Raw genomic sequence first — 16,048 nt, forward strand, 5'->3', positions numbered from 1 at the left:
TGTCCATGAACGCGCAGACGCATCCCTGGCCCACCGCACACAGCGTCGAGGACTTTCGGCGCAATCTGGCGGCGGTGCATCGGCGCATCGCCGATGCCTGCTCCCGCGCGGGACGCGATCCGTCCGATGTGCGCCTGCTGCCGGTCAGCAAGACCGTGCCGGAGGAGCGCATCCGTCTGGCTTACGCCGCCGGCTGCCGCGACCTGGGTGAGAACAAGGTGCAGGAGGCGCAGCGCAAGGCCGAAGCGATGGTGGATCTCGCCGACCTGCGCTGGTCGGTCATCGGCCACCTGCAGACCAACAAGGCCAAGGTCGTGGCACGCTTCGCCAGCGAGTTCCAGGCCCTGGACAGCCTGCGTGTGGCGGAGGCGCTGGACCGTCGCCTGCAAGCCGAAGGGCGCGCACTGGATGTGTTCGTGCAGGTCAACACCTCGGGCGAGGCCAGCAAGTTCGGCTTGCCGCCTTCCGAGGTGGCCGGCTTCGTCCGGGCGCTGCCGGGCTTCTCCGCCCTGCGCGTGCGAGGCCTGATGACACTGGCGCTGCTGTCGGCCGATCCGGCGCGGGTCCGTCCCTGCTTCGTGCTGTTGCGCGAACTGCGTGATCGGCTGCGCCAGGAGGCGCCGGCGGGCATCGGCATGGACGAACTGTCGATGGGGATGTCCGGCGACTTCGAGCTGGCCATTGAGGAAGGCGCCACCGTCGTGCGCGTCGGCCAGGCCATCTTTGGCGCTCGCGCGACGCCGGACAGCCATTACTGGCCCGACGACGACCGGGCTGCGACATCGACCGCATCGGAGCAGACCGCATGAAGACCGCCCTGGCCCTGCGCCACATCCATTTCGAAGACCTCGGCACGCTCGAACCGCTGCTGCGCGAGCGTGGATTCGACGTGCGCTACCTCGACCCCGCGACGGACGACCTGGCCGGTGAGGAGGCCGCGGCAAGCGATCTTCTCATTGCACTGGGTGGGCCGATCGGCGCCTTCGACGAGCGGGCCTATCCCTTTCTTGCCGACGAACTGCGTCTGCTCGAACGGCGCTTGGCCAGCGGCCGGCCGCTGCTCGGCATTTGTTTGGGCGCGCAATTGATCGCGCGCCTGCTCGGCGCCGCCGTCGCCCCCATGGGCTTCAAGGAGATCGGCTTCGGCGCGCTGACGCTGACGGATGCGGGCCGCCGCTCGGTGCTGGCACCGCTGGCCGGCGTGCCGGTGCTGCATTGGCACGGCGACCGCTTCGAGCTGCCTGAGGGCAGTGAACTGCTGGCGAGCACCGAAAGCTGCGTGCAGCAGGCCTACGCGGTCGGCAACCGGGTGCTGGGTCTGCAGTTCCACCTGGAAGCCGATGCCAGCCGAATCGAACGCTGGCTGGTCGGCCATTGCTGCGAGCTGGGCCAGGCCGGCGTCGATCCGCGCACGCTGCGCGCGGATGCCGAGCGGCATGGGGCAACGCTGAAGGCTGCGGCCCACCGCACGATCGGCGCGTGGCTGGACCGGCAGCAGGACACGGGGGGGCGTCCTGAATGACGGTGACCCAACCTGTGCCCATCGATGTCATCAGCATCCAGTCCCAGGTGGTCTACGGGCGGGTCGGCAACAACGCGGCGATTCCCGCGTTGGAAGCCTGCGGGCTGCTTACGACCGCGGTGCCGACCGCGCTGCTCAGCAACACCCCGCACTATCCCTCGGTCCATGGCGGTGCGGTGCCCGACGCGTGGTTCGCTGGCTGGTTGGATGACCTGGAGGCGCGCGGCATCCCCGCGTGCGCTCGCGTTGTGCAGGTCGGCTTCCTCGGCGCGCCGTCGCAGGCACGGATCCTCGCATCCTGGTGGTCGACGATGCGCGAGCGCCACCCGCAACTGCGCCTGCACCTGGATCCGGTCATTGGCGACTACGACCAAGGCGTGTATGCGGCGGCTGGCATGGCCGAGGCCTGGCGCACGCTGCTGATTCCAGAAGCCCACGGCCTCGTCCCCAATCGGTTCGAGCTGGAACAGGTCACCGGCAGAACGCTGCAGGGTCTGGCGGATTGCCGCGAGGCTGCCCGTGCGCTGTTGCGCGGCCCCACCCAATGGGTGGTGGTGACCAGTGTCCAGGATGATCCTGAAAGCGCCGTCGTCCAGACGCTGCTGGAGACGCGAGAGGGGGTATCGCGCCTCTTCGAGCATCCCCACGTGCCCTGCGTGGTGAAAGGGGCCGGCGACTACTTCGCCGCGCGCCTGACCGGCCATTGCCTGCTTGGCATAGAGATGCCTCAGGCCGTCGAGCGCGCCTGCGGCGAAACCGCCGAGCAACTGACCCGCACCCGGCGCCTGGGCTGGGAGGAAATGGCCATCCACGCTATGGCCGGGAGCGTCCGGCCATGAATGCCTACCGCCTCGTGATTTCCCGGCATAGCCGGCTGCTGGGTCAGTTCGACAGCGAAACGCCCTGGGCGGGCGACGCGATCTGCGACCTGCTACAGCGACTTCCCGAATGCGATGGCTATCGCACCGAACTGTTCGTCGCGCGCGAAGAGCGCCGATTGCTCGAAAGCGGTCCTGGCGGCCTGAAGGTCCTCGGCCGCGAGCTCTTGTTCCAACCCTTGCCGATCACGGCGCTGCTGTCTGGCACGGCGCCCGAGGAGCCGCTCGCGTGAATCAAGCTCCCGGCCTCATGTACGCGTAGGTGGCGCGATGGAGCTGCGACACCTGCGCTGTTTCGTGGCAGTGGCCGAGGAACTGCACTTCACGCGTGCGGCGGTGCGGCTCCATATCGAGCAGTCTCCGCTGTCGCGCACCATCCGGGAGCTGGAGTCTGACCTCGGCGCCACGCTGTTCGAGCGCAATCGGCGCGGCACCCAGCTCACCTGGGCGGGCCAGGTCCTGCTGGAAGATGCCCGCCGCGTGTTCGCGGTGCTGGAACAGGCACGAACCAACGTCCGGGCCGCCGCCACGGGCTATCGCGGCATGCTGCGCCTCGCGCTGTCGGACGGTATCGCGCAGACACGCCTCGCGGCACTCCTGGCCCTGTGCCGGGAGGAGGAGCCCGATGTGGAAATCCGCCTGTTCGAGACGCCGCTCGCATCGCAAGTGCGCGGGTTGCGCGACGACACTTTCGATGCCGGGTTTGCGCAGTCTGACGAGGCTGGAGAGGGCATCCTGTGCGAGGCGGTCTGGTCCGATCCCATCCTGGTGGCCATTCCGACGCGCCATCCTTTGCTGGCCTTCAGGCAGGTCCCTCTGGATGAACTGCTGCGCTATCCCCTGATCAAGTGCCACCCGGAAACCTGCGAGGGTGCGTACCGGCAGATCAAACGGCTGCTCCGGACGGCCGCCATCCAGCCCCGGATCGCAGAGCGGGTCGCGACACTGGAATTGATGCTGACGCTGGTGGCCGCGGGCTACGGACTGGGTTTCGCCACGGCGGCGCAGATTTCGGTCTGCCGTCATCCCGAGGTCATTGCGCGGCCCCTGTCGGACCCGTCGGCATGCATGACCACCTACTTGTTGCGGCCGGACAGTGAGCCCTCGGAACCGCTGCAGCACTTCATCGAACGCGCCATGCTCTCGCGCGACGACAGTCCCGCCGTCGATCCGATCTAGCCCTGGGCAACCGCGTTCCTCGGAGCGCAGACCTTCGTCGGGGACGCCGCGCAGGTGCCATGGCAAGCCATGGGCGACCGAGCGGCTGAACGTGCCGCCGCGTCTACAGATGCAGGGTGCCGCTGGCGACGGTCACGGCCTGGCCACCGACGCGCACCGTCAATTCGTCGCCGTTTCGGGTCCATTCGACGTGGATCAGGCCATCGCGTCCCATCTCGATGCCTTGCTCCGCAAGGTAGCCACCCTGGAGAGCCGATGCGTGCCGGTGCCTTGCCAGGAATGCCGCGACACACCCGTTTCCAGACCCGCAGACGGGGTCCTCGGCCACGCCTTCGCCTGGCGCAAACGTGCGCAGGCGCAAGCGTACCGGCGCGTCGGCCTCGTGCTCGGCAAAGACGGTCACGCCGACGGCACCCGATGCGCGGCAGCGTTCGGCGATGCGAGGCAGGTTGGGACGCAGCGACGCCAGGGCGGCGACGCTGCGCAGCTCGGCGATCAGCCACGGGATGCCGGTGGAGACGACTTCTACCGGCATCGCGGCCAGCATGTTCGCATCGCAGCCCAGCAGGGCCGACATTTCCCCAGGACCGATGGCCGTGTTGCGGAACTGCGGGCTGGCCTGGGTCATCCAGTAGATCGGCGAGCCCTCGGTCGGAACGACTTCGACAGGCACGATGCCGATGCCGCAGGCCTGCCGCAGCAGACTTGCATCGACCAGATCGCCACGGTGCGCACGCACCGCGCTCGCAGTGGCGATGGTGGGGTGCCCCGCGAACGGTAGCTCGCTGGAGGGCGTGAAGATGCGCACCCGATAGTCGGTGTCGGGCGATTCCGGGGCCAGCACGAAGACCGTCTCGGACAGGTTCATCTCGCGCGCGATCCGCTGCATGGTCCGCGCATCGAGGTCGTCGGCATCGAACACGACGGCAGCCGGGTTGCCCCTGAGCGGCTGGCTCGTGAACACATCGACTTGCAGGAAGGATTTGTTCATCGCTTCTCCAGGTTCGGTCGCACCGCCTGTGCTCGGTTGCGTGCGCGTGGCCGGGAATGAATCACGCGGCCAGGGCCTTGGCGCCGCTCGACGGTCTCCACAAAAGAATCCATGCGGCGAATCCGAGGAAGCCGATGCCCGCCAAGCGCGTGCAGCGCTGGCGCCAGACGGAAGTGCCCAATGCTCCCCGCACCCGGCTTGCAATGGCGGCATAGCCGGTCAAGGTGGCGCCGCTGAGGATCACGAAGATCGCGGTCAGGCCCATGAACTGAGGGATGAGCGCCTGGTCGGCCCGGATGAACTGGGGGAAGAAGGCGGTGAAGAAGAGGATCGACTTCGGATTGGATGTCGCCACCAGGAATCCTTCCTTCGCCAGCGCGAAGGCCTGCACCGGCCCTGCGTCATGGGCACCGGCGTCCGGCGGCCGTGTGTGTCTGCCCTGCACAAGCAGGCGAAGACCGAGGTACGCCAGGTAGGCGGCGCCGGCCAGCCGCAGTGCGGTCATCGCGTGGGCGGATGCAAGCAGGAACAGGCCGACGCCCCACGCGGCCGCCGCGGAAACCACGAGCAACCCCAACATGTTGCCCAGCGTCGACCACAGGCTCGCGACCACGCCCTGGCGAGCGCCATTGCGCATCGCCAGCAGGATGGCCGGGCCGGGCGTAAGGATGGACAGCCAGGCCGCCAGGACGTAGGAAATCAGGAGCGGGATATCGGACATGGCGAACTCGGGGGGCTTCTTCGTCGGTTGTGAAGGAAGTGCACTTCGACGATAGCCAAGGCCATTCGAGCTGACCATTGAGCTTTTCTCGACGCTTGCTGAGACCTTCTCACTCGGCAATTCGACGCATCGGTCTTAAGGTTTCCAGCCAGACAACCTCACCCCGGATATCCGCGCACGCCACCATGAGCCACCTTCAGACCGTTCGCCTCTTGATGCTTCCCGGTATCGGCAATTCCGGGCCGGAGCATTGGCAGACGCGCTGGGCGTCGCGCCAGGAGCATGGCCGGCGATTCCAGCCTGCCGACTGGGACAGGCCGGACCTGGCCGACTGGCTGCAGGCACTCGATGCGGCTATCGACGAGTGCGGTGCGCCCGTCGTCTTGGTCGCACACAGCCTTTCGTGCCTGCTCGTCGCGCACTGGGCATCGCGGCCGGGAATCGGAGAAGACATCCAGCATCGGATCGCCCAGGTCCGGGGCGCCTTCCTGGTTGCCGTCCCTGACCCCGGCGCACCGGCGTTTCCAGGCGAGGCGAGCGAGTTCGGCCCGCCACCGACCGAACCCCTGCCGTTTCCCGCACTGGTGGTCGCCAGCAGCGACGACCCCTATGGCTCGCCGGAGCACGCCCGGCGCATGGCCATGGGTTGGGCAGCGGGATGCTTGGAAGTCGGCGCCCTCGGGCATATCAATGCCGCCAGCGGCGTGGGCGACTGGGACACCGGCTGGCATCTGCTGCAGGCATTCGGAGCGGGGCTGCGCGTCCAGATGCCGGCATCGAATCGACCGGGAGCATGAGCATGCGCGCGTACCGCTACCTGACCGGCATCGACGACGCGGCGTTCTGCCACCGCGTCACCGCGGCCCTGAACAGCGGCTGGGAGCTGTATGGCGCGCCGAGCCTGACCTACGACGCGGCGCGTGGCGCAGTGATCTGCGGCCAGGCCATCGTCAAGACCATCGAATCGACGACGTACAGCGAGTCACTGGACTTGTCTGTGCTCTGACGGAGATCCCCCAATGGATGCATCGACTGCGATCCTGGGCTTCACGCTGACGGCGCTGCTGCTCACCTTGACCCCCGGCCTGGACACGGCGCTGGTACTTCGCACGGCCGCTGTGGAAGGGGGGCGCAAGGCGATGAGGGCGGGCGGCGGCATCGTGACCGGCGTGCTGATCTGGGGGCTGATCGCGGCCCTCGGGCTCGGCGCGGTGCTCGCGGTCTCCCGACTCGCCTACACCCTGCTGCAGATCGCGGGCGCGGCCTATCTGCTCTGGCTCGGCTGGAAGCTGATCTCTGGCGCGCTCAAGAGCCGGCCGACGCTGCCCGCAGACGATCCGCCGCTCGTGCGTGGCGAGCGCTGGTTCCTGTGCGGTCTGCTGACGAATCTGCTCAATCCCAAGGTCGGGGTGTTCTACGTGAGCCTCCTGCCACAGTTCGTTCCCGCCGATGTGCCGGTGGTCGCGTTCAGCGTGCTGTTGGCCGGCATCCACGCCGCGATGGGACTGCTCTGGTTCGCCGCACTGGTGCTGGCCACGCGGCCCCTGGCACGCTGGCTGCGCCGGCCCACGGTGATGCGCTCGCTCGATGCGCTCACCGGCCTGGCACTGATGGGGTTTGGCCTGCGTCTGGCCCTGTCCAGGCCGACGAGCTGAGGTGCGAGCGGCATGGACATCGGAACCTTCCTGCTGCTGGCCGGTGCCGGCATGATCGGCGGCATCTGCAATGCGGTGGCCGGCGGCGGCACATTCTTCACCTTTCCCGCGCTGCTGGCTGCCGGCGTACCACCCGTGGTGGCCAACGCCACCAGCGCGGTGTCGATCTGGCCGGGGCATGCGAGCAGTCTGCTCGGCTATCGCAGCGAACTCGGGCGCCACCGCGCCGCGTTGCGGCGCAGCCTGCCCGTGGTCGGTGCCGGTTCGCTGGTGGGCGCCGCACTGTTGGTGTTCACCGGAGATGCACAGTTCAGCCGTCTGGTGCCGTGGCTGATCCTCGTCGCGACCGTTCTGTTCGCCCTGGGGCCCTGGCTGCGCCAGGCCATCGAGCGGCATGCTCGCGGTCAGGTGCCGCACCTGGTGGCGGCGGGGGCGGAGTTCCTGACCGCACTCTATGGCGGCTACTTCGGCGCCGGCCTGGGCATCATGCTGATGGCGATCCTGACCTTGCTGGGTGTGCGCGATGTCCAGGAGGCCAACGCCGTCAAAAATGCGATGGCTACCGTCGTGACCAGTGCCGCGGTGATGCTCTTCGTCGCCACCGGGTCCATCGCCTGGACGCAAGGCAGTGCGGTCCTGCTGGGCGCGATCGTGGGGGGCTATACCGGCGCGCGGTTGGCGCGCTGGATTCCGCCGCTGGCGCTGCGTTGGACGATCGTGGCGACCGGCCTGGCGCTCTCTGCGTACTTCGGGCTGAAGGCGGGCGCATGATGGATCGCTTGCAGCGGGCGCGCGACGCCCACGCCTGTGCGAATACGGCGCTCCCCGGCATCGCCAATGGCGCGCGATGCTGCTTTCCGCGGTCCGCTGCGTTTGCGGACAACGCGGCGCCGACCCTGCCTCCCGCCTGGATCTGCCAACCCGACTCGGCCGACGGGGTAGCTTGTCGATTTAGTTGGCGAACTTTCTGTGAGGAGTCCATTCGATGAATCCACTCGATGCACTGACTGCGCTCTGGTCGCTGGGCGGGCTGCCGCCGCAGGCGCTGGCCGGGATCGCGCTGACGGGCAGCGACCCGGTGTTCCCCTCGTCCTTCGCCGTCGGCACCGCCGCGCAGACCAGCATTGCCGCGGCTGCGCTCGCCGCCTGCGAACTCGGCCATGAGCGGGGTGCTCCGCGCCAGCGTGTCGCCGTGGACATGGCTCACGCCGCCGCCGAATGCACCGGCTGGTTCACGCTCGACGGCCAGGAGCCCGAGCTGTGGGACCCGTTCGCCGGCCTGTACCGCTGCGCCGATGGCTACGTGCGTGTACACACCAACTTCCCGCACCACCGCGATGGCGCGCTGCGCCTGCTGGGCCTGGACCCCGCAGCTGCCACACGCGCCGACGCAGAGCAGGCCCTGCGGGGTTGGAAGGCGCTGGACTTCGAGCAGGCCGCGGCCGACCACGCGCTGGTGGCCACGGCGTTGCGCAGCTTCGCCGAGTGGGATGCCACGCCCCAGGGTCAGGCGGTGGCCTCGCAACCCTTGATGACCATCACCCGAATCGCCGATGCGCCACCGCGCGCACTGCCGCCCCTGGCGGCCGATGAGCGGCCGCTCGCCGGCCTGCGCGTGCTCGACCTCACGCGCATCCTGGCCGGCCCCGTCGGTGGGCGGGCGATGGCGTCGTTCGGCGCGGACGTGATGCTGGTCAACTCACCGAACCTGCCCAACATCGCCGCTATTGCCGAAACCAGCCGCGGCAAGCGCTCGGCGCACATCGACCTGCGCAGCGAGGCCGGGCGCGAAGCGCTGTGGCAGCTCCTGGAAGACGCCCACGTGTTCTCGCAGGGGTACCGGCCCGGCGGCCTGGCCGCGCTCGGCTTCTCGCCCGAGGCCCTGGCCGCGCGCCGGCCCGGCATCGTCGCCGTGTCGCTGACCGCCTACGGCACGCAAGGGCCCTGGGCCGACCGGCGCGGTTTCGATTCGCTGGTGCAGACGGCAATGGGCTTCAACCACGCCGAGGGCGAGGCGGCGGGCGACGGCAAGCCGCGCGCGCTGCCGATGCAGATCCTCGACCAGGCCAGCGGCTTCCTGATGGCTTTCGGCGCCGCCGCCGCGCTGTGGCGACAGTCGCGCGAAGGGGGAAGCTGGCACGTGCAGGTGTCGCTGGCGCAGACCGGGCACTGGCTGCGCGGGCTGGGGCGCATCGAAGAGGGTCTGCGGGCCGGCAGGCCGGACCTCAGCCCCTGGCTCGCCGACGAAGTCTCCGGCTTCGGCCTGCTGCGCGCCGTGCGCCCCAGCGCGCAAATGGCGCGAACACCGGCCGGCTATGCGCGACCGTCAGTGCCGCCGGGAACGGATCGCCCGAACTGGTGAGAGCTTGTCCGCAAGCCGAGAGTTGATACGGCCGGACCCCTTGAATGAGCAATATCCCAGGTCACCCCGGCGATGCATCGCGTGCCGCACCGATGCCTGCCACGTCAGCCTTGCCCTCCCATCTGCTGTGGACCATTGCCCTGGCGGCGGGCGCATCCGTGGCCAACAGCTACTACAACCAGCCGCTTCTCGGCGAATTGAGCCGGGAGTTCGCGCTCTCTGCGGGGACCGTGACCTGGCTGCCCGTGCTCACCCAGGCGGGCAATGCCCTGGGCGTGCTGTTCCTGGCACCACTGGGTGACCGCCTGGAGCGCAAGTCGCTCATCCTGCGAACGCTGGCGGCGCTGGTGCTCTCCCTGGTGCTGGCAGCCGCGTCCTCCGGCTTCGTTCAATTGGCACTGGCGAGCCTCGCCGTGGGTTTGTGCGCCACCGTGGCGCAACAACTGGTTCCCTTGGCCATCCACCTGGCACCCTCCCACCGCAAGGGGCAGGTGCTCGGCGTGGTGACGGGCGGCATCCTGATCGGCATCCTGGCGGCCCGTGTGGTGAGCGGCTGGATGACCGAGCTTTGGGGCTGGCGGTCCGTCTTCGGCTTTTCTGCGGCACTGATGCTGGTACTGGGCTTTCGGCTGGCATGGACGCTGCCGGTGGTACCACCGTCCTCCGATCTCAGCTATGGACGATTGCTGCTGTCGATGTGGCATTTGGTGCGCAAGCACGCTTCCTTGCGCCAGGCTGTGGCCGTCCAGTTCCTGCTGTTTGCCAGCATGATCGGCTTCTGGGCAACGTTCGCGCTCTGGCTGGAGCGGCCGCCACTGCAGCTCGGCGCGGTATCCGCCGGCCTGTTCGCGCTGGTCGGCGTGTGCGGCGCGTTGGCTGCACCGGCGGCTGGCCGGTTTGCCGACCGACGCGGACATGACGCAGTCGTTCGTGCAGGCGCGGTGGGAACCGCAACGGCATTTGCCGTGCTGTACCTGGGAGGCTCATCGATCCCCGCACTCGTCCTCGGCATCTTCTTGCTCGACGTGGCCGTGCAGTCGGCCCAGGTGGCGAACCAGACCATGGTCTATGCATTGGATGCGGGTGCGCGCAGCCGGCTGAACACCGTGTTCATGGGCACGATGCTGCTTGGCGGGGCCTTCGGCGCTGCTGCATGCGGGTGGGCCTTCACTGCCCATGGATGGGCCGGGGTCTGCGCCTTTGGCATGCTCAGCACCACCATTGCGTGGGCCTGTCTCTTCGGCTAACCAATGATGACAAGTGAATTGACAAACCGTCTGCTGGTCGAAGCAAACCCTGACATGACGCCGATGCCACCTCAGGTGGTCATATCGGGGTGCTCCGGCGGCGGCAAGTCGACCCTGCTCGGGGAACTGCGGCGGCGTGGTCATGCGACCGTCGCCGAACCCGGGCGGAGGATCATCGCCGAGCAGATTCGACAGGGCGGCAACGCCCTGCCATGGACCGACATGGCGGCCTTTCTGCGCGAGGCGCTGAGCGTCGCCGCCATGGATTTCGAAGGCGCGGCACGGGACGCTGGTCCGGTTTTCTTCGACCGAGGGCTAATCGACGCAGCCGCAGCGCTTCAGCGACTGTTCGGTGTACCTCTGTCGGAAAGCCTGGGCGAATCCCGCCCCTATGGGCGGCTCGTGTTCCTCGCTCCGCCCTGGCCGGACATCTATTGCGCCGACGAGGCGCGGCGGCACGGCTTTCCCGAGGCTGAGGCGGAATACGCCCACCTGGATGCAACCTACCGGGCACTCGGCTACGAAGTCAGGTTGCTTCCGCGCGCCAGTGTGGCCGAACGGGCCGACTTCGTTCTCCAGGCGATTCATCGCCGCTGAAGGCGAGACCGACTTGTGGCGGCCGCCTTGGCTGTCGATCCGAACGCGGCCTTGTCGCAGGCGCACTCGCAGGCACCGTTTGGGGTGATCACGCGATGACAGGGATGGCGAAAACGGGATGAGGCGGTCTCCGGATTGTTTGTCGTGTCGAAGCCGGATTTCGGTTCGACTGTCACCGGATTGGCTTCCCTCCGGTGTTGTCTCATGGACTCTTGCGCTGTTCCTCATGCCACTCGCACCCGCCCAGCATGGCTTGCTCCGGGCATTGCCATCCTGACGTTGGCCACCCGCGCCGCCGCAGCGGAAGTATGGGTCGTTACCGACTCGCATCATCCGGTCCTTGGCCAGGCTGACCGACACCTCATCTTGGACGCGGCCGCGGTGCTCGAAGCGGAGCTGGCCGACAACCTGCCCACCGATCCTGAGCGCGCCAGCGCCATCGTCCAGCAACGCCTGAAGCTGGGCGGTACAGACCTGCAGCGAAGGATCGGCACCGCCTACCAGGGCGTTGCCGATGCCTGGAGCCTTGGCGTCGCCAAGGTTCCGGCCATCGTGGTGGATCGCCGATACGTGGTCTATGGCGAGACGGACGTGGCCCGTGCGGTTTCCCGCATCGACCAATACCGGAGGACGCAGCCATGACGAGGCGTCCGTTCGCACCATCCCGGCGCCAGCGGTTGGCCATCGCAGCGCTGTTGCTGGGGTGTTCCGCATCGTCCTTTGCACTGAACACCGCCACCATCGTGGCCTCCACCCTGTCGCCGGATTGCCTGGAGTACCGCGTCACCGGCATCTGCTACTGGCTCTATTGCACCTGGACGGGATGCACCGTGCGCACCTCGGTCAAGGTGCGCCACTACATCCCGGATGCCGTGGTGTCGAGCTACTCGAACACCGGCGAGAACCCTTGGGTCGAGGTGCGGGCGATGAGCCTGCCGAACCCGACCGCGAAGGCCGGCGGCGACGGCACCACCAACGAGGATCACGAGAACAACCTGGCGAAGTTCAAGAACGCCGACGTCATCGGCCATCCCGGTGGCCATGTGTTCAGCCAGTTTGCCAGCGCGTCCGGCTACACCTGCGAGGGCGCAGGCACCGCCTTCATGCCCTATCTGCTGAGCACGCTCGACACGCTGGCATGGCGCTACAACATCCCCGAGGCGCTGTATCCGGAAGCACTGATTCCCGGCCGGCGCGAGATCGGCACGCGCACGGCCATGAATCTCTGGGGCAACGTCTATCCGCGTGGCGGCTTCCTGCACCAGGTGGATGACCACAAGGCCGCAGCCGTGGTCGCCCAGCGCGCGGGTGACATCGTGACGCGCCGCAACCAGATCCACGTCTACCAACCGCTGCTCGCCAGTTCGCGCGATGGCTACTGGCCGGCCGGCGCCCTGATGGAAACCGATGCCGCCACGGGCAAGTGGCAGGAGCTGACCCCCACGCTGTCCAGCAGTTGCGCGGTATTCCCCCACGGCAATGCCAAGGTGCAGGCCCGGCAAGGCGACTACGCCTGGGCATTGTGGCGTCCTTATAGCTGCTGCCAGCGCCGCGGCCAGGTGTTCCTCGGCAGCGTCGATTTCCTGTGAGACCCGATGCCATGACGACTTCATTTCCGAGCGCCCGTCGATTTCTGTACGTCGCATTGGCCGTTGTCGCAGCGTTGTGCTACTCCAGCGCCGGGGCGCAGACCAGCGTCAACGAGTACGGCGTCCAGCATCAAGGCAGCGTGATAGGCGACGACGTGCTCTACAGCATTGGGGGCGGCCGCGCGGTGTCCATGAGCGGTGCGGCCAACATGCACTCCATCGGCGTTGGCGTCGGCTGGAACAGCAACCTGATCTGTGGCGACATGAGCATCACCACCACGCTGCAGAACCAGTTGAACGGCATCACCAATGGCTTCCAGGCCATCATGTCCTCGGTGATCCAGAACGCCACCGCTGCCGTGGCGTCGCTGCCCGCCTTGATCATCCAGCGCGCCGATCCAGGGCTGTACAACCTGTTGACCAATGGGGTGCTGCAAGCCAGGCTGGATTTCGATCGCAGCAAGCTGACCTGCCGTGCCATCGCCAATCGCATGGCCGACATGGCGGGTGGGCAGCTCGGCTGGGACCAGCTCGCCGAAGGCATGGCGCTGAAGCAGGCCGTCGCGAGCACCGATGCGGTCTCAGCGATCGACGACGCCGAGGCGAACCGTGGCAACAATGGCGTGCCGTGGGTCGGCGGAGACAACGCTGGCGGCGCGGGCCAACGTCCGGTGCGTGTGGTCGGCGACGTGACCCGCGCCGGCTACAACCTGCTCAATGGCCGTGGCGTCGGCGATGCCAGTTCGATTCCGCAAGCCAGTTGCAGCGGCAACCTGGCATGCCAGACCTGGAGTTCGCCCGATGCCGCCGCAGCCTGGGCCATTCGCGTGCTGGGCGAGCAGGAGCAGCGCACCTGCGATGCATGCACCAAGACCGTCACCACGCCGGGCGTTGGCCTGACCCCGCTGATTCAGGAGGAATACGAGGACAAGCTGCAGGCCCTGCAGGAGCTGGTCGCCGGCAGCCGTCCGACCACGGCGCAGAACCTGCAGGCTGCGAGTAGCGCGTCGCTGCCCATCACCCGTGGCGTGATCGAGGCGCTGCGCGACGAGACGGACCAGGACATCCTGGCTCGGCGCCTGGCCTCGGAGGTTGCGCTGGCCAGCGTGCTGGAGAAGGCGCTGCTGCTGCAACGCACGCTGCTGACCGGGCGCAAGGAGCCCAACGTGGCCGCCAACGAACTGGCCCAGAAGGCCGTCACCCACGAAAGCGACATCCTCGATCGCGAGATTCACAACCTGAAAGCAGAGCTGGAGCTGCGCCGCGAACTGGCCAGCAATTCGCCGATGGCGATCATCCAGCGCCACAGCACCCGCGCCGCCGGTGCGCGTGGCATCTACGAGGGTGACCCGGTGCGCAATCGGGTCGATGAACTGCAGCGGCCGCCGTCTGGCGGAAGCCATCCATGAATACCGTGGGGCGGTGCCTGCGCTGGCTGTCCAGCCGGCGTGCCATCCTGGTGCTGGTGTGGGCGGTGTCGCTGCTGATCGCCGCGACCGCCGTCAATGTGGTCGGCATCCGCATCGCGGGCGGCATCGAGGGCTGGCAGCGCTGGATGGCGGCGCAATCCGGGGCCTTCCTGGCCTGGCGGTTGTTGCTCTACGCCGCCACCGCCTGGGGTTGGCTCTGGATGCGACGTCGCCTGCGCGCGCGGGAACCGGAGCGCGCTGCCGGGCAACGGCTGCTGCGCGCGGAGGTTGCGGCCATCGTCGCCGTGATCGTGCTGGAAGCCAGCCTGCTGATGCAGGCACGGTAGCGCGAGGTTCGCCATGACGCTGTACACCACCGACTACCTGGAGTACTACCTGACGCTGGTGTCCTGGGTGGTCCACAACGGCATCTGGTCGGTGCTGGTCGCCAGCGGCGTGTTCGCCGTCCCGTTCCTGGCGATCGTCATCCAGGAATGGTTGAAGGCCCGCGCGGAAGGCGCGGACGAAGGCAACAAGGGCGTGCTGTCCTCGGCTCGCATCGAGAACCGCGTCTTCGTCGCCATCGTGGTGATCATGTTCGCGGGCATTCCCTTCATCGACGTCGATTTCAACACCATCAAGTACGACCGTTCGCGTTCGACCCAATGCCAAGTAAATGTCCCAGAGCCGACCGATACGGGCTGGTCGCAATCGTTTAGCACGATCAACAACCAGTCGGCCAAGGTGCCGGTGTGGTGGTTCGCCATGCACGCGATCTCGCGCGCGATCACCGGCGCTTCGGTCGCGGCCATTCCTTGCGGCACCGACCTGCGGCAGATCCGCATGGACATCGACGCGACCCGCATCGACGACCCGGTGCTGGCCCAGGAGATCAGCGACTTCACCCGCGACTGCTACGGCCCCGCCCGCGCCAAGCTGTTCATGACCCGGCCCAGCCTGAGCGAGGAGCAGATGCACGACGTCACCTGGATCGGCTCCAGCTACTTCGTCGGCACCGCCGGCTTCTACGACAGCTACCGCTCCAGGACTCCGCGCGATGCCTGGCCGTTCGACGCCACGCGCGACGCCGGCCTAGCCCAGGTGCCCGGCGGGGGCGGCTACCCGACCTGCCGGCAGTGGTGGTCCGACGGCGACCACGGCCTGCGGGCACGACTGCTGGCCCAGGTCGATCCCAGCCTGCTGACGCGACTGGTCGGCTGGGCGGGCTTCCTGAGCCAGTCCGAGGTCAACGACTCGGTGATCCGCGCCGTCGCAAGCCCTCGCCAGCAGAAGCTCAACCAGGGGGCGGTCTACACGGACTACGGTGGCCAGATCGACATGACGCTGCCCAATATCGTCACCCGCGCCGCCAGCGACGTGGGGCTGACCGTCGGATCACTGGGCTATTTCCCGGCGATGGACGTGGTGCGGCAGGCGCTGCCGATGGTGCTGTCCCTGCTCAAGATGGCGCTGGTCATCTGCATCCCGCTGGTGATGCTGACCGGCACCTATGACCTCAAGACCGTGGTCACGATGAGCGTGGTGCAGTTCGCGCTGTTCTTCACCGAATTCTGGTTTCAGCTCGCCCGCTGGATCGACTCGACGATCCTCGATGCACTCTACGGCTGGGGGTGGGGCTGGAACCGGCCGCACACGAACTTCGATCCGCTGGTGGGCCTCAACAACACCTTCGGAGACATGCTGCTGAACTTCGTGATGGCCACGATGTTTTTGATCTTGCCCACGTTCTGGGTGGCGGCATTGGCCTGGGCTGGTATCCGTGCAGGCAACGTGCTTCAAGGATTGAGTACTGGCACGCGGGATGCCGGACAAGCCGGTGGCAGGGGCGGCGGCTTGATGATCGGTGCGGCCAAGCAGAAATAGCTCCAACCGCCGGT

Annotated in this window: 19 protein-coding genes; 17 read left to right on the forward strand and 2 right to left on the reverse strand. The window is 67.7% G+C overall.

Annotated elements, in window-relative coordinates:
* Positions 1 to 5: 5 nt before the first annotated feature.
* From ACRSCF_RS12960 to ACRSCF_RS12980, 5 genes are read left to right on the forward strand one after another with little or no spacing between them, the layout of a single operon-like run.
* Positions 6 to 809, forward strand: coding sequence for a YggS family pyridoxal phosphate-dependent enzyme (locus tag ACRSCF_RS12960; protein WP_052151667.1), 804 nt, complete (start codon positions 6 to 8; stop codon positions 807 to 809).
* Positions 806 to 1,522: a glutamine amidotransferase gene (locus ACRSCF_RS12965; protein WP_024889577.1), complete on the forward strand. Its 717-nt coding sequence runs from the start codon at positions 806 to 808 to the stop codon at positions 1,520 to 1,522. The genes ACRSCF_RS12960 and ACRSCF_RS12965 overlap by 4 nt, the downstream gene beginning before the upstream one ends.
* Positions 1,519 to 2,361 (forward strand): PfkB family carbohydrate kinase, encoded by an 843-nt coding sequence (locus ACRSCF_RS12970; protein ID WP_150084259.1) that lies wholly within the window; start codon positions 1,519 to 1,521, stop codon positions 2,359 to 2,361. The genes ACRSCF_RS12965 and ACRSCF_RS12970 overlap by 4 nt, the downstream gene beginning before the upstream one ends.
* Complete coding sequence (locus ACRSCF_RS12975) at positions 2,358 to 2,633, forward strand: hypothetical protein (RefSeq protein WP_034365211.1); 276 nt, start codon at positions 2,358 to 2,360, stop codon at positions 2,631 to 2,633. The genes ACRSCF_RS12970 and ACRSCF_RS12975 overlap by 4 nt, the downstream gene beginning before the upstream one ends.
* Before the next feature lie 37 nt (positions 2,634 to 2,670).
* On the forward strand, positions 2,671 to 3,579 hold the full coding sequence (locus tag ACRSCF_RS12980; RefSeq protein ID WP_029578113.1) for a LysR family transcriptional regulator: 909 nt from the start codon (positions 2,671 to 2,673) through the stop codon (positions 3,577 to 3,579).
* A gap of 103 nt (positions 3,580 to 3,682) precedes the next feature.
* Here ACRSCF_RS12980 and ACRSCF_RS12985 read toward each other — a convergent pair whose 3' ends face one another.
* Entirely contained in the window at positions 3,683 to 4,570 is an 888-nt protein-coding gene (locus ACRSCF_RS12985) for a PhzF family phenazine biosynthesis protein (RefSeq protein ID WP_134552533.1), read from the reverse strand.
* A gap of 61 nt (positions 4,571 to 4,631) precedes the next feature.
* The gene (locus ACRSCF_RS12990; RefSeq protein WP_020649383.1) at positions 4,632 to 5,291 is read right to left on the reverse strand and encodes a LysE family translocator; all 660 of its coding nucleotides are present in this window, start codon (positions 5,289 to 5,291) and stop codon (positions 4,632 to 4,634) included.
* Between the two features lie 185 nt (positions 5,292 to 5,476).
* On the opposite strand from ACRSCF_RS12990, the gene ACRSCF_RS12995 reads away from it, so the two are divergent.
* From ACRSCF_RS12995 to ACRSCF_RS13050, 12 genes are all read left to right on the forward strand, one after another.
* A complete protein-coding gene (locus ACRSCF_RS12995) occupies positions 5,477 to 6,088 on the forward strand; it encodes an RBBP9/YdeN family alpha/beta hydrolase (RefSeq protein ID WP_024889571.1) in 612 nt (203 codons plus the stop codon).
* Positions 6,089 to 6,090: 2 nt separating this feature from the next.
* A complete protein-coding gene (locus ACRSCF_RS13000) occupies positions 6,091 to 6,297 on the forward strand; it encodes a DUF1737 domain-containing protein (RefSeq protein ID WP_024889570.1) in 207 nt (68 codons plus the stop codon).
* A gap of 13 nt (positions 6,298 to 6,310) precedes the next feature.
* The gene (locus ACRSCF_RS13005) at positions 6,311 to 6,946 is read left to right on the forward strand and encodes a LysE family translocator (protein ID WP_324623202.1); all 636 of its coding nucleotides are present in this window, start codon (positions 6,311 to 6,313) and stop codon (positions 6,944 to 6,946) included.
* A 12-nt stretch (positions 6,947 to 6,958) separates the two neighbouring features.
* Positions 6,959 to 7,717 (forward strand): sulfite exporter TauE/SafE family protein, encoded by a 759-nt coding sequence (locus ACRSCF_RS13010; protein ID WP_034365203.1) that lies wholly within the window; start codon positions 6,959 to 6,961, stop codon positions 7,715 to 7,717.
* A 214-nt stretch (positions 7,718 to 7,931) separates the two neighbouring features.
* Positions 7,932 to 9,308, forward strand: coding sequence for a CoA transferase (locus ACRSCF_RS13015; RefSeq protein WP_034365199.1), 1,377 nt, complete (start codon positions 7,932 to 7,934; stop codon positions 9,306 to 9,308).
* Between the two features lie 110 nt (positions 9,309 to 9,418).
* Positions 9,419 to 10,555: an MFS transporter gene (locus ACRSCF_RS13020; RefSeq protein ID WP_432675912.1), complete on the forward strand. Its 1,137-nt coding sequence runs from the start codon at positions 9,419 to 9,421 to the stop codon at positions 10,553 to 10,555.
* Positions 10,556 to 10,573: 18 nt separating this feature from the next.
* The gene (locus tag ACRSCF_RS13025; RefSeq protein WP_257671759.1) at positions 10,574 to 11,152 is read left to right on the forward strand and encodes an AAA family ATPase; all 579 of its coding nucleotides are present in this window, start codon (positions 10,574 to 10,576) and stop codon (positions 11,150 to 11,152) included.
* 204 nt (positions 11,153 to 11,356) lie between these two features.
* The gene (locus tag ACRSCF_RS13030; protein WP_034365193.1) at positions 11,357 to 11,794 is read left to right on the forward strand and encodes a TIGR03757 family integrating conjugative element protein; all 438 of its coding nucleotides are present in this window, start codon (positions 11,357 to 11,359) and stop codon (positions 11,792 to 11,794) included.
* Positions 11,791 to 12,741 carry a TIGR03756 family integrating conjugative element protein gene (locus tag ACRSCF_RS13035; protein ID WP_031635008.1) on the forward strand — a complete coding sequence of 317 codons (951 nt, stop codon included), beginning with the start codon at positions 11,791 to 11,793 and terminating at the stop codon, positions 12,739 to 12,741. Before ACRSCF_RS13030 ends, ACRSCF_RS13035 begins: the two co-directional genes overlap by 4 nt.
* Positions 12,742 to 12,752: 11 nt before the next feature.
* Entirely contained in the window at positions 12,753 to 14,150 is a 1,398-nt protein-coding gene (locus ACRSCF_RS13040; protein WP_009618111.1) for an integrating conjugative element protein, read from the forward strand.
* Complete coding sequence (locus ACRSCF_RS13045) at positions 14,147 to 14,497, forward strand: hypothetical protein (RefSeq protein ID WP_009618109.1); 351 nt, start codon at positions 14,147 to 14,149, stop codon at positions 14,495 to 14,497. Before ACRSCF_RS13040 ends, ACRSCF_RS13045 begins: the two co-directional genes overlap by 4 nt.
* Before the next feature lie 13 nt (positions 14,498 to 14,510).
* Entirely contained in the window at positions 14,511 to 16,034 is a 1,524-nt protein-coding gene (locus tag ACRSCF_RS13050; protein WP_034365183.1) for a conjugal transfer protein TraG N-terminal domain-containing protein, read from the forward strand.
* Positions 16,035 to 16,048: the final 14 nt, after the last annotated feature.

Source organism: Delftia sp. 11MD, assembly GCF_050907895.1.
Lineage (GTDB): Bacteria > Pseudomonadota > Gammaproteobacteria > Burkholderiales > Burkholderiaceae_C > Comamonas > Comamonas tsuruhatensis.